Raw genomic sequence first — 12,843 nt, forward strand, 5'->3', positions numbered from 1 at the left:
GCCACGTCCCGGCGACCGGTGTCAGCGGACGGCGGCGATCTCCTCTCCCGCCTCCATGGGATGGGTGACGTCCTGGGCGTCCCGGCCCTTGCCGAGGTGGTTGAAGAGGAGGTTGAGCACCACGGCGGTGACGCAGCCCGTGGAGATGCCCGAGTCCAGGACGATCTTCGCGGTCTCCGGGAAGGAGTGGTAGAACTCCGGCGCGGTGATCGGGATGATGCCGACCGCGAGGGACACGGCCACGATCAGGACGTTGTTGTCCCGGTCCAGCCCGGCCCGGACCAGGGTCTGGATGCCGCTCGCGGCGACCGAGCCGAACAGCACGATGCCGGCGCCGCCGAGGACCGGGCGGGGCACCACCGCGATCAGCGAGGCGGCCATCGGGCACAGGCCCATCAGGACCAGGAAGCCGCCGCCGGTGGCGACGACGTAGCGGCTGCGCACCCGCGTCATCGCGACCAGGCCGATGTTCTGGGCGAAGGCGCTGCACATGAAGCCGTTGAACAGCGGGCTGAGCGCGGAGCCGAGGGTGTCGGCGCGCAGGCCGGCCGCGATGGTCTTCTCGTCGGCGGGACGTTCGACGATCTCGCCGAGCGCCAGCATGTCGGCGGTCGACTCGGTCATCGAGACGACCATGACGACACAGAGGGACAGGATCGCGGCGAGCCGGAACTGCGGGGCGCCGAAGTGGAACGGGGTGGGGAAGCCGACCACGGCGGCGTCGGCGACCGGGCCGAAGTCCGTGACGCCGAACGGGATCGCGAGGAGGGTGCCCGCGACCAGGCCGATCAGGACGGCGATCTGCTTGACGAAACCACGGGTGAAGCGGCGCAGCAGCAGGACGATCAGCAGGGTGGCGCCGGCGAGGGTGAGGTAGGTGGTCGAACCGTAGTCGCCGGCCCGCGGGTCGGGTCCCTGGGCCCAGCCGAACGCGACGGGCAGCAGGGAGACGCCGATCAGGGTGATGACGGAGCCGGTGACGACCGGCGGGAAGAAGCGGACCGCCTTGCAGAAGACCGGGGCGGCGAGGAAGCCGAGGAGTCCGGCGACGATGACCGCGCCGAAGATGACCGGCAGGGCGTCGGACTTGTCCTCGGTGGAGGCGACGATCGCGGTCATGGGGGCGACACCGGCGAAGGTGACGCCGTTGACGAAGGGCAGCCGGGCGCCGATCTTCCAGAAGCCGAGCGTCTGGAGGAAGGTGGCGAGGCCGGCCGTGAACAGGCAGGCACCGGTGAGGAAGGTCAGTTCGGTGGCGGACAGGCCGATCGCCGCGCCGACGATGAGCGGCGGGGCGACGACACCGGCGTACATGGCGGCCACGTGCTGCAGACCGCTGGTCGCCATTTTGAGGGCGGGGAGTTTCTCGTCAACTGGATGGGCGGCCACGGCGGCTCCTCCGGGCGGGTGACACGTCGGACGTCGACGTGGGTTTCATGGAGGTGGTGCAGGGTCGTGCGGGACCGTGACGGGGTGACGATCGAGCGGTGGGCGAGCGGTGTGGGGAGAACCGGCTCCGGGCGCGCGGGTGCGCGCCCGGAGACGGCGTGCCGTGGATCCCGCTCGGATCCACGGGTCCCGGCCGGGAGCCGTCCCTCCCGGCCGGAGTCTGTGGGCGGCCGGTGCCGGATCAGCCCCGGGCGGCGATCCCGGCCAGGCGCCGGGCTTCCTCGCGGGTGCTGACGGCGACGGCGTCCTCGTCGACGGTGAGCAGGCGGCCGTTCTCGACGATCTGCCGGCCGTTCACGAAGGAGGCGGTGACCGGGGCCGCCGCGCCGAAGACCAGCGCGGTCACCGGGTCGGCGATGGAGGCGTGGGCGAGCGTGTCCATCTTCCAGAGCACCACGTCGGCCAGCTTGCCCGGCTCCAGCGAGCCGATCTGTTCGGCCCGGCCGAGGACCTGGGCACCGCCGTGGGTGCCGAGCCGCAGCGCCTGCCGGGCACCCAGCGCGGCTTCGCGGTGGGCTCCGAGCCGGTTGATCAGCAGGGCGTTGCGCAGTTCGGTGTGGAGTTCGCCGGACTCGTTGGAGGCGGTGCCGTCGACGCCGAGGCCGACCGGGACGCCCGCCTTCAGCATGTCGGGGACGCGGGCGATGCCGGCGGCGAGACGGGCGTTGGACGAGGGGCAGTGGGCGACACCGGTCTTCGTGCGGGCGAAGGCCGCGATGTCGGAGTCGTTCATGTGGACGCAGTGCGCCATCCACACGTCCGCACCGAGCCAGCCCGTGGACTCGAAGTAGTCGGTGGGGCCCATGCCGAACAGCTCGTGGCAGAACTTCTCCTCCTGCACCGTCTCCGAGCCGTGGGTGTGCAGCCGTACGCCCAGCCGGCGGGCCAGCGCGGCGCCCTCGCGCATGAGTTCGGTGGAGACGGAGAACGGCGAGCAGGGCGCGACGGCGACCTGGGTCATGGCGTCGAAGGAGGCGTCGTGGTGTTTCCTGACGGTTTCCTCGGTCGCGGTGAGGGCGCCCTCCAGCGTCTCGACGGCGAAGTCCGGCGGCAGTCCGCCGTCCTTCTCGCCGCGGTCCATCGAGCCGCGGGCCAGCGTGAAACGGACGCCCGTCTCGGCGGCGGCCCGGATGATCGAGCCGGACAGGTCGCCGCAGCCGCGCGGGTAGACGTAGTGGTGGTCCATGGCGGTGGTGACTCCGCCCCGGGCCATCATGGCCAGGGAGCCCTGGGCCGCCGCGTACGTCATCCGCTCGTCGATCCGCGCCCAGGTCGGGTAGAGCGCGACCAGCCAGTCGAACAGGTTGTGGTCGGTGGCCAGGCCCCGGGTGATCCACTGGTAGAAGTGGTGGTGGGTGTTGACCAGTCCGGGTGTGGCCAGGTGCCCGCGTCCGTCGATCCGGCGCACCACGTTCTCCAGGCCCTCGGGGGCCTCGCCCGCGCCGACCGACTCGATGCGGTTGCCGGCGAGGACGAGGTGCCCGGAGGCGTACTCGGTGTCGCCCGCGTCCACGGTCGCGATGGCGCAGTTCTCGATGACGATGCGCTGGGCTGCCGATGGTGCCATCGTGCTTCCTTCTCTTCTGGTGGCGACCCGTGGACGGAAGGCGTGTCCACGGGGAGGGCACGGCAGGACCCTAGGAGGATTTGAGTGCCGGGGCGGGCTGGCCGCTCCGGGTGCCGAGATGGTGGAAGAACAGGTTCAGCAGGACCGCGACGAGCGCGCCCGCGCTGATGCCGGAGCCGAGGACGGTCTGCGCCCACGCCGGGAAGCCGGCGTAGAAGGTGGGCGCGGCCAGCGGGATGATGCCGGCGCCGAGCGCCACGGCCACCAGGATGATGTTGGAGCTGTCGTCCAGGCCCGCTTCGGCGAGCGTCCGGATGCCGCTGACGGCGATGGAGCCGAACAGGACGATGCCGGCACCGCCGAGGACCGGCATGGGGACCAGGGAGACGACCGCGCCGAGGACCGGGAAGGCGCCGAGGACGAGCAGGCTGGCGCCGGCGACGGCGACGACGTACCGGCTGCGCACCCGGGTGAGGGAGACGACGCCGACGTTCTGCGCGAAGGCGGAGGTGGGGAAGCCGCCGAAGACGGGTCCGAGGAGGGTGGCGATGCCGTCGGTGCGCAGGCCGCGGGTGATGGTCCTGGCGTCGGCGCGGCGGTCGCAGATCTCGCCGAGGGCGAGCATGCCGGCGCTGGACTCGGTCATCAGCACCAGCATCACGATGCACAGCGAGAGGATGGCCGCGGGCTGGAACTCCGGGGCGCCGAAGGCGAACGGGGTGGGCAGCGCGGCGATCGGCGCGGACTTCAGGCCGCTGAAGTCGGCCATGCCGAAGGGCATCGCGGCGAGCGTGCCGACGAGCAGCCCGAAGAGCAGGGCGACTTGCCGGACGAAGCCCTTGCCGAAGCGCTGGATCAGCAGGATGACGGCGAGGGTGAACCCGGCGAGCGCGAGGTGCCGCATGGCGCCGAAGTCCGCGGCGGCCTTGTCGCCGCCCTGGGCCCAGCTCACCGGGACGGGCATCAGCGTGACGCCGATCAGGGTGATGACCACGCCGGTGACCAGGGGCGGGAAGAAGCGCAGCAGCCGGCCGAAGAACGGGCCGAGGGCCAGGCAGAAGGCGCCGGCGACCATCACCGCCCCGTAGATGGCGGGGAGTTGGTGGCCTTTGCCGTTGGTCTCGGCGATGGCGAGGATGGGGGCGATGCCGGCGGAGGAGGCGGCGTTGACGAAGGGCAGCCGGTTGCCGACGAGGCCCTTGACGCCGATGGTCTGCAAAATGGTCGCGATGCCGGCGATGAGCAGGCTCGCGGCGATGAGCCGGGTGCGGGCCGCGATGTCGAGGCCGCAGGCCTGGCCGATGATGAGCGGAGGAGTGACAACGCCCGCGTACATCGCGGCGATGTGCTGGAGCGCGGCGGGGACGAGCCGCGAGACGTGGAGCTTCTCGTCCACCGGGTGCACGGACGTGACGGCGTCCTCGGTGTGCACCGGCGGGGTGGAACAGGAGCCTTTCGCCGGCTCCGTTGCAGGCTGTGCCATGGTGTTCCCTCCGGTGTGGCGGGCCCCCGGTCCGGACGGCCGGGCCGGGGGCGCGCGTCCCGCGTCAGAGGTTGGTCATGTCGACCGGGATAAGGGCCGCACAGCCGTCCCGCAGGATGGTGGCCTCGATGAGGCCGTAGGGGCGGTCGGCGGCGAAGTAGACCTCGTTGTCGTTCTTCAGTCCGAACGGTTCCAGGTCGACCAGGAAGTGGTGCTTGTTCGGCAGCGAGAAGCGGACCTCGTCGATCTCGCTGCGGTTGTTGATGATGCGCGAGCCCATCTGGTACAGCGTCTGCTGGAGCGAGAGGGAGTAGGTCTCGGCGAAGGCCTGGAGCATGTTCTTCTTCACCTGCTCGTAGGACTTCTCCCAGTGGGGCATCTTCTGCTCGTCGTCGGTCCAGTTGAACCGCCACCGACTGGAGACCTGGGTGGCGAGGATCCGGTCGTACGCCTCCTGGAGGGTGGTGTACTTGTCCTTGACGTAGCCCCAGAACTCGGAGTTGGTCGAGTTCATCACGACCAGGTCCTTCAGGCCGGAGATCACCTCCCACTTCTCACCGTCGTAGGTGATCTGGGTGAGGCGGGTCTCCTGGCCCTTGCGGACGAAGGAGTGCTTGACGTCGTCGGCGCCGATGAACCTGCTGTTGGCGTCGGAGGTCTCGATCCGCTCCCAGGAGTACTCCTCGATGCGGATGCGCGCCTGGTGGATGGGTTCCTGGCTGGTGACGAAGTGCCGGGCGAGGTGGATGCCGAACTGCTCGGCGGACTCGATGCCGTATTCCTTGGCGAACGCGAACACCGTGTTCTTGGTGGTGTCGGTCGGCAGGACGTTGGCGTTGGAGCCCGAGTAGTGGACCTCCTCCATGTCGCCGCTCAGCGCCACGGACACGTTCAGGTCCTTGATGTGATGGGTGGCGCCGTCCCGCGTGATCTTGACGACTCGGTTCTCGGCCTTGCCGTACTGGTTCTGTCCCAGGATGGTCGGCATGTAGCTAGCTCCCTCGGTAAACGGAGTAGCCGAACGGGTTGAGCAGCAGCGGTACGTGGTAGTGCTCGCCCGGTACGACGGCGAACGTGATCGCCACCTCCGGGAAGAACACGCCGCGCCCGCTGTCCCGATTCGCGGGGGCGTCCTGCTGCGCATCGGCTTGCTTGTTCGCGAAGTACGGCTCGACGGCGAAGTCCAGCCGCACGTGTGTGGTCCCCTCCGGCAGCGCCGGCAGGTCCTTGCACCGGCCGTCGGCGTCGGTCGCGGAGCCGCCGAGTGCCTGCCAGTCCCCGCCCTGCCCGGACCGGGCGGAGAGGTGGACGGCGACGCCCTCGGCGGGGCGGCCGAGCGAGGTGTCCAGGATGTGCGTGGACACGGAGGCGGTGGTGCTGGTGCTCATGGTGTCAGGCGTCCTCTTCGACGAGTCGGGCCAGTCGGATGCGGTTGATCTTGCCCAGCTCGGTGCGGACGATCTCGCGCTCCCGTTCCGGCGTGTTCCCGATCCGCTCCCGGACCGCGTCGCGCATCTGCTCGCCGGTCCGGCCGGTGGCGCAGATGAGGAAGACATGGCCGAACCTCTCCTGGTAGGCCAGGTTGAGTTCGAGCATCTCGGCCTTGAGCCGGTCGGAGGCGCCGGCCATGCCGCGCTGTTCGCGGGCGGAGGTCGGGTCGCCGGGTCTGGGGCGCCCGATCGGCGGGTGGCCGGCCATCGCCTCCGCGAGGTCCGCGGCGGTCAGCTCGGCCATGGCCGCGTCACTGGCGGTGTAGAGGTCCTCCGGAGTGGCGTAGGGGCGGGCGGCGAGCAGTCGCCGGGCCCACTCGGTGGAGGCGCACGCCTCGTGGAGGGCGGCGAGGGCGGCGCGCTCCTCCAGATCGTTGAACCGGGCCAGGCCCGGGGGCGTGGAAGTCGAAGTCACGGGAGCCTCCGTGGCCGCGGTGGGCCATCGTGCTGAACGGGCTGCCGATAGCTAACGCCCTCGGAAACATCACGTCAACACTTTGTTGAAAATTCCGCGTAACAAGGGGGACGGGCTCCCGCGGCGCGTCAACTCCCGTGTCAGGGCCGGTCAGGCGCCCTTCTCCCGGTTGAGGTAGTTGTAGACCGTGAAGCGGCTGACGCCGAGCGCGCCCGCCACGGTCTCCACGCCGTGCCGCACGGCGAACGCGCCGCGCGCCTCCAGGATCCGGACGACCTCCTGCTTGGCCTTGCGGTCCAGATCGGCCAGCGGCCGGCCCTCCTTGCGCTCCATGGCGGCCAGGATGTGATCGAGGGAGTCGGCGAGCTGGGGCAGGCGTACGGCGACGACGTCGGCGCCCTCCCAGGCGAGCACGACGTCCTCGGGTCCGGCCTCGTCGGGCGGGAGCATCGTCCCGCCCATGGCGTCGACCAGCGGCTTCACGGCCGCGATGAAGGGCCCGTCCCCGGTCATCTACCGCCCTCCCCGGCCTCGTCGCCGCGGTCCCCGGCACCCGGGCCGTCGAGGACGTTGACCTGGAGCGAGACCCGGGTGGCGCCGGCCCGCAGGGTCCTGCGCAGCAGCGCGTCCACCGCGGTGAGCACGCGGTCGGCGCCGCCCTCGGCCGTGTTGCCGAAGGGGCCGACGTCGACGGCGTCCAGCCCGGCGGTCTCGATGACCTCACGCGCCACCAGGGCGTGCGCGGGCGCCTCGTCCAGGTCGAAGGGTTCGGTCGTGAACTCCACTCTCAATCGCACGGCCTCAACCTAACGCGCCCGGCGGCCGCCCGGGCAGCCCCGGACGGGCCCGGTCCGCCTCCCCGGCCGGGGCCTGGACCGGGGCTTGGAGCGGGACCAGGACCGACTGCCCGGCCGGCGCCTCTTGACAAGCGGCGACACACGACGGCAATCTTCCATTACGCAGAAACGAACTTCCGCATTACGGAATTACGACCACGGAAGGGAGCGCGGCCCGAATGGGATTCACAGACCAGCGCTTCAACGTCAACCTGTCGATCCTCTTCACGGAACTCCCGCTCCTGGAGCGTCCCGCGGCCGCTGCCGCGGCCGGCTTCTCCGCGGTCGAGCTGTGGTGGCCCTGGATCGACTCGCCCACCCCGCCCCGGTCCGAGCTGGACGCCCTGAAGACGGCGATCGAGGACGCGGGAGTCCGGCTCACCGGACTGAACTTCTACGCCGGACGGCTGCCGGGCCCGGACCGCGGCGCCCTGTCCGTCCCGGGCGAGGAGTCGGAGAGGTTCCGCGCCAACATCGACGTGGCCGCGGACTTCGCGGCCTCCCTCGGCTGCACGGCGCTCAACGCGCTGTACGGCAACCGCGTCGAGGGCGTGGACCCGGCCGAGCAGGACGCGCTCGCCCTGGAGAACCTGGTCCTCGCGGCCCGGGCGGCCGACCGCGTCGGCGCGGTCCTGCTGATCGAGGCGCTGAACAAGCCCGAGTCACCGCTGTACCCGCTGGTGTCGGCGCCGGCCGCGGTGGAGGTCGTGGACAAGGTGAACGCGGCCACGGGACTCGGCAACGCCAGGTTCCTGCTGGACCTGTACCACCTGTCGATGAACGGCGAGGACCTGCCGGCGGTGATCGAGGCGTACGCGGCGAAGACCGGGCACGTGCAGATCGCCGACAACCCCGGCCGCGGCGCCCCGGGGACGGGGTCGCTCCCGCTGGAGGAGCTGCTCGGCCGGCTGAGGAAGGCCGGTTACGACGGCTGGGTCGGCCTGGAGTACAAGCCGGGCGACCGCCCGAGCACCGAGGCCTTCGGCTGGCTCCCGCGCGAAGCGCGCGCCGCTCGCTGAACCCCCCGACGTCACAGAGCAGTCAGAGAGGCACCGATGAGCAACACCCTTCCCAAGATCGCCTGGATCGGCCTCGGCATCATGGGCTCCCCCATGTCCGAGAACCTGGTCAAGGCCGGTTACCACGTCACCGGCTACACCCTGGAGCAGGAGAAGCTGGACCGGCTGGCCGCCGCCGGCGGCGCCGTCGCCGGCTCGATCGCCGAGGCCGTCCGGGACGCCGACGTGATCATCACGATGGTGCCCGCCTCCCCGCAGGTCGAGGCCATCGCCTACGGCCCCGAGGGCATCCTGGAGAACGCCCGGCGAGGCGCCCTGCTGATCGACATGTCCTCGATCACCCCGCAGACCTCCGTCGACCTGGCCGCCGCCGCCCAGGACAAGGGCATCCGGGTGCTGGACGCCCCGGTCTCCGGCGGTGAGGCGGGCGCCGTCGAGGCGGTCCTGTCCATCATGGTCGGCGGCGAGCAGGCCGACTTCGACGAGGCCAAGCCGGTCTTCGAGGTGCTCGGCAAGACCATCGTGCTGTGCGGTCCGCACGGCTCGGGGCAGACCGTGAAGGCCGCCAACCAGCTGATCGTCGCCGTGAACATCCAGGCGTGCGCCGAGGCCGTGGTCTTCCTGGAGAAGTCGGGCGTGGACCTGGCGGCCGCGCTGGACGTCCTCGGCGGCGGCCTGGCCGGCTCCACCGTGCTGGCGCGCAAGAAGGACAACTTCCTCCAGCGCGACTTCAAGCCGGGCTTCCGCATCGACCTGCACCACAAGGACATGGGCATCGTCACCGACGCCGCGCGCAACGTCGGCGCGGCCCTGCCGGTCGGCGCCGTGGTCGCCCAGCTGGTCGCCAGCCTGCGCGCCCAGGGCGACGGCGGCCTGGACCACTCGGCCCTGCTGCGGGCCGTGGAGCGCCTGTCCGGCGCCCAGGTCTGACAACACCCCCCGGCTTCCGGGACGCGGCGCCGCCGACACCTGTCCTGTCGCGCCCAGGCGGCGCCGCGTCCCGGAATCACCTTCAACAAACTGTTGACGCTCAGATCGCCCCACTTCTAGGCTCCACGAAGCGGAAACAGGTTTCCGCTGACACCCGCACGGAAGGTCCACGATGTCGAAGCGCGTGCTCACGACAGAGTCCGGCGCACCGGTCGCCGACAACCAGAACTCCGCCTCCGCCGGCGTCGGCGGCCCGCTCCTGATCCAGGACCAGCACCTCCTGGAAAAGCTCGCGCGCTTCAACCGCGAGCGGATCCCGGAGCGTGTCGTGCACGCCCGCGGCTCGGGGGCGTACGGCCACTTCGAGGTGACCGACGACGTCACCGGGTTCACCCACGCCGACTTCCTCGCCGCGGTCGGCAAGCGCACCGAAGTGTTCGTGCGCTTTTCCACGGTCGCCGACTCCCTCGGCGGTGCCGACGCGGTCCGTGACCCGCGCGGTTTCGCGGTGAAGTTCTACACCGAGGAGGGCAACTACGACCTCGTCGGCAACAACACCCCGGTGTTCTTCATCAAGGACCCGATCAAGTTCCCCGACTTCATCCACTCGCAGAAGCGGGACCCGTTCACCGGCCGGCAGGAGCCGGACAACGTCTGGGACTTCTGGGGCCACTCCCCCGAGGCCACGCACCAGGTGACCTGGCTCATGGGCGACCGCGGCATCCCGGCGTCGTACCGCCACATGGACGGCTTCGGCTCGCACACCTACCAGTGGACGAACGACCGGGGCGAGGCCTTCTACGTCAAATACCACTTCAAGACCAACCAGGGCATCCGCTGCCTGTCCGCCGAGCAGGCGCAGGAGCTGGCGGGCAAGGACCCCAACTCGCACCAGACCGACCTGCTCCAGGCGATCGAGCGGGGCGTGCACCCGTCCTGGACGCTGTACGTGCAGATCATGCCGGCGGCCGAGGCGGCGGACTACCGCTTCAACCCGTTCGACCTGACCAAGGTCTGGCCGCACAAGGACTACCCGCTCCAGCGCGTGGGCCGCCTGGTCCTCGACCGCAACCCGGACAACGTGTTCGCCGAGGTCGAGCAGGCCGCCTTCTCTCCGAACAACTTCGTGCCCGGCATCGGCCCGTCCCCGGACAAGATGCTGCAGGGCCGGCTGTTCGCCTACGCGGACGCCCACCGCTACCGTCTCGGCGTCAACCACACCCTGCTCGCCGTGAACGCCCCGAAGGCGGTCCCGGGCGGCGCCCGGAACTACGGCCGGGACGGGCTCATGGCGGTCAACGGCCAGGGCCGCCACGCCAAGAACTACGAGCCGAACTCCTACGACGGCCCGGTGGAGACCGGCCGCCCGCTGTCGGCTCCGCTCCCGGTGTCCGGTCACACGGGCAGCCACGTGGCTCCGCTGCACACCAAGGACGACGACTTCTTCCAGGCCGGCGAGCTGTACCGGCTGATGACGAAGGAGGAGAAGTCCCGCCTGGTCGCGAACATCGCCGGCGGCCTCTCGCAGGTCTCCCGCGACGACGTGATCGAGCGGAACCTCGCCCACTTCCACGCCGCCGACCCCGAGTACGGCAAGCGTGTGGCGGAGGCGGTCCGCGCCCTGCGCGAGGAGTAGGCCCACAGACTGCGTCCGGGACGTGACGGGGAGGTCGTGCCCCGGACGCGAACGCCGCCGCCACCGGGTGATCCGGATGAGGGGTGATCACCTGGTACGGCGGGCAGGGCGAGGACCGCGGTGGCGTGCGAGCCAGTGCGGTGGTGAAGGAGACCCGGCCCGTCTTCTCGACCTGAGGGAAGGCAGCCGGCTCCATCGCACCCACCGCGGTCCCAGCCCCACCTCCGGGCACGTTCCCGGAGGCCACCCGCTCCGTCCGGCGGCGCGAACGACCTGTCGCGCCCGGCCTCGCGCCGCCGGACGGCCACCACCACGGAACGCTCCCTACGCCGCCTCGATGTCCGCGGCGAGGGAGCGTTCGGCGTTGTCCAGCAGTTCCTTGTAGGTGAGCACCTCCACGCGGGCGAGGTGCGAGTTGAAGGTCCGCAGGGCCTCGTCGACCTCGCGTTCCGGCACGTCGGGGTGGAGACCCGGATGACCGACGAGCACCAGCGCGCCGGCCCGCCGGGTCTCGACGCCGAACTCGGCACGGATACGGGCGCGGTGTTCGTCCAGCCCCACCAGGTAGTTGACCGCCTGGCCGACGGCTTCGTGGACCGCCCGGGCCGGCACCCAGGCTTCGCGGTGCCGCTTGATCAACGGCGACGGGAGGCTCATGGCCCGCTTGAGTTCGACGATGTGCAGCGCACCGTCGCCGCGTATCAACGGCAGGTCCACCTCGTCCCCCGGCACCAGCCGGCGCCGCGCGGCCTCGCCGACGAACCGGCCGCCGAAGATCCAGTGACTGCCTTCCAGCGCCCGCTGGAGATCCCGCTCCGTCGCCGTGGGGTCCTCGGCCACGGCCCGCAGCGCCTCGAGGCTCTCGGTGCGGCGCCGCAGTTCCACCGCCCGGAGCAGCAGGCGGCCGTCGGTGTCCGCGGCGAGCAGGGCGAGCGCCTCGGGGGAAGCGGCGATCCGGCGGGCTTCCCGGGCGGGATCCTCCACCTCGATACGGCCGCTGCGCAGCAGGCGCTCCAGCCACACCGAGATCTCGGCCGTACCGCGAGGTATCACATAGCGCCCCGGCCGGTCCTCCGGAGCCCGCAGGAAGGCGGTGTCCTCCCGCCTGGCCCGGAAGTGCTCCAGTGCTTCCGCCGCGCTCGCCCCGGGGTGCTCCCGCAGATAGGCGTCGCCCTCCGCCACCAGCCACTCGTACATCGCCCGCAGTGAGCCGGCCACGAAGTCGCGGTGGCGCTCCTTGCGTCCGCCGTCCCGGAACAGCCGGTAGCGCTCCTCGAAGTCCTGCCGCAGGATCCGGCCCTCCGCGTAGTCCAGGGAATCCTGCACAAGCCGTACGACGTGCCACTCTCCCGCGTCCGCCGCCGTCGCCCGCGCGGTCTCCAGCAGCCGTACCAGCTCCTTGCCCTGCCGGCGTCTGCCGCCGGTGCCGCTGCGCAGGTACGCGAAGACCGCGGCCAGCGCCGCACGGACCCCCTCGTCGGCTGTTTCCTTCGCCACCTCACCGAGCTGCCGCTCAAGGGTCATATCACTTCTCGTCGCCATGGGCGGAAGTGTGCACGCCGGGTCCGACAATCCCCGCCGACGTGCGGGAGCACCTCGTTCGCAGCACGCTGAAGGCATGGGCAATCCGATTCGGCATCCGCACGTCGTCGTTCACTCTCCGGCCCTGGACGGTTCCCGGCGGGTGACCGAGGGGGACGTGACGCTGGGGGTCGCCTCGCACCTGGACGACGTGGTGGAGATCCTGCGGCTGGCCGACCTCGACCGGGTCGAGGTGGAGGAGGACGACCTGATCGAATGGCAGGGAGGCGGCCCGGACGACTGGCCGGGGCTGTCCGAGCACGAGCTGTAGGGCGCGCGGGCGGTGAGGCGCCGCGTACGGCAAGGGTCGTAGCCGGGCTACGCAACCCTCAAATCAACCTCTGAACAGCGCCGATGACGCTTCGGCGGCCTCGCGGGCGGGCAGATCACGGCAGACGGGGCCCGCCGGCACGGGGGTGGCGGGCCCCGCACGGGGG

The 12,843-nt window shown here is 71.0% G+C and carries 13 protein-coding genes; 4 read left to right on the forward strand and 9 right to left on the reverse strand.

The window, feature by feature from the left end; all coding sequences use genetic code 11:
- Positions 1 to 21: 21 nt before the first annotated feature.
- The 8 genes from ACH4OA_RS12630 to ACH4OA_RS12665 form a co-directional block, all read right to left on the reverse strand.
- Positions 22 to 1,389: a nucleobase:cation symporter-2 family protein gene (locus ACH4OA_RS12630; protein ID WP_365878826.1), complete on the reverse strand. Its 1,368-nt coding sequence runs from the start codon at positions 1,387 to 1,389 to the stop codon at positions 22 to 24.
- A gap of 241 nt (positions 1,390 to 1,630) precedes the next feature.
- Positions 1,631 to 3,016: an 8-oxoguanine deaminase gene (locus ACH4OA_RS12635; protein ID WP_397938898.1), complete on the reverse strand. Its 1,386-nt coding sequence runs from the start codon at positions 3,014 to 3,016 to the stop codon at positions 1,631 to 1,633.
- A gap of 70 nt (positions 3,017 to 3,086) precedes the next feature.
- Positions 3,087 to 4,499 (reverse strand): nucleobase:cation symporter-2 family protein, encoded by a 1,413-nt coding sequence (locus tag ACH4OA_RS12640; RefSeq protein ID WP_397938900.1) that lies wholly within the window; start codon positions 4,497 to 4,499, stop codon positions 3,087 to 3,089.
- A gap of 64 nt (positions 4,500 to 4,563) precedes the next feature.
- Positions 4,564 to 5,487 carry a factor-independent urate hydroxylase gene (gene pucL, locus ACH4OA_RS12645; protein WP_397968912.1) on the reverse strand — a complete coding sequence of 308 codons (924 nt, stop codon included), beginning with the start codon at positions 5,485 to 5,487 and terminating at the stop codon, positions 4,564 to 4,566.
- Positions 5,488 to 5,491: 4 nt separating this feature from the next.
- Complete coding sequence (uraH, locus tag ACH4OA_RS12650; RefSeq protein WP_397938904.1) at positions 5,492 to 5,887, reverse strand: hydroxyisourate hydrolase; 396 nt, start codon at positions 5,885 to 5,887, stop codon at positions 5,492 to 5,494.
- A 4-nt stretch (positions 5,888 to 5,891) separates the two neighbouring features.
- A complete protein-coding gene (gene uraD / locus ACH4OA_RS12655) occupies positions 5,892 to 6,404 on the reverse strand; it encodes a 2-oxo-4-hydroxy-4-carboxy-5-ureidoimidazoline decarboxylase (protein WP_365883301.1) in 513 nt (170 codons plus the stop codon).
- A 150-nt stretch (positions 6,405 to 6,554) separates the two neighbouring features.
- Positions 6,555 to 6,917 carry a helix-turn-helix domain-containing protein gene (locus ACH4OA_RS12660; protein ID WP_397938906.1) on the reverse strand — a complete coding sequence of 121 codons (363 nt, stop codon included), beginning with the start codon at positions 6,915 to 6,917 and terminating at the stop codon, positions 6,555 to 6,557.
- Entirely contained in the window at positions 6,914 to 7,201 is a 288-nt protein-coding gene (locus tag ACH4OA_RS12665) for a hypothetical protein (protein ID WP_397938908.1), read from the reverse strand. The genes ACH4OA_RS12660 and ACH4OA_RS12665 overlap by 4 nt, the downstream gene beginning before the upstream one ends.
- 218 nt (positions 7,202 to 7,419) lie before the next feature.
- On the opposite strand from ACH4OA_RS12665, the gene ACH4OA_RS12670 reads away from it, so the two are divergent.
- The 3 genes from ACH4OA_RS12670 to ACH4OA_RS12680 all read left to right on the forward strand — a co-directional run bounded on the left by ACH4OA_RS12670 (position 7,420) and on the right by ACH4OA_RS12680 (position 10,825).
- On the forward strand, positions 7,420 to 8,259 hold the full coding sequence (locus ACH4OA_RS12670; protein ID WP_397968914.1) for a TIM barrel protein: 840 nt from the start codon (positions 7,420 to 7,422) through the stop codon (positions 8,257 to 8,259).
- Positions 8,260 to 8,295: 36 nt separating this feature from the next.
- Entirely contained in the window at positions 8,296 to 9,189 is an 894-nt protein-coding gene (locus tag ACH4OA_RS12675; protein ID WP_397938910.1) for a 2-hydroxy-3-oxopropionate reductase, read from the forward strand.
- Between the two features lie 172 nt (positions 9,190 to 9,361).
- Positions 9,362 to 10,825, forward strand: a complete 1,464-nt coding sequence (locus ACH4OA_RS12680) for a catalase (RefSeq protein ID WP_365883296.1) — start codon at positions 9,362 to 9,364, stop codon at positions 10,823 to 10,825.
- 324 nt (positions 10,826 to 11,149) lie between these two features.
- Here ACH4OA_RS12680 and ACH4OA_RS12685 read toward each other — a convergent pair whose 3' ends face one another.
- Positions 11,150 to 12,367, reverse strand: a complete 1,218-nt coding sequence (locus tag ACH4OA_RS12685; protein ID WP_397968915.1) for a Shedu anti-phage system protein SduA domain-containing protein — start codon at positions 12,365 to 12,367, stop codon at positions 11,150 to 11,152.
- A gap of 76 nt (positions 12,368 to 12,443) precedes the next feature.
- Between ACH4OA_RS12685 and ACH4OA_RS12690 the strand changes: the two genes are divergently transcribed.
- Complete coding sequence (locus tag ACH4OA_RS12690) at positions 12,444 to 12,677, forward strand: hypothetical protein (protein ID WP_397968917.1); 234 nt, start codon at positions 12,444 to 12,446, stop codon at positions 12,675 to 12,677.
- Positions 12,678 to 12,843 lie beyond the last annotated feature (166 nt).

This window comes from Streptomyces sp. NPDC017095 (assembly GCF_044332325.1).
Lineage (GTDB): Bacteria > Actinomycetota > Actinomycetes > Streptomycetales > Streptomycetaceae > Streptomyces.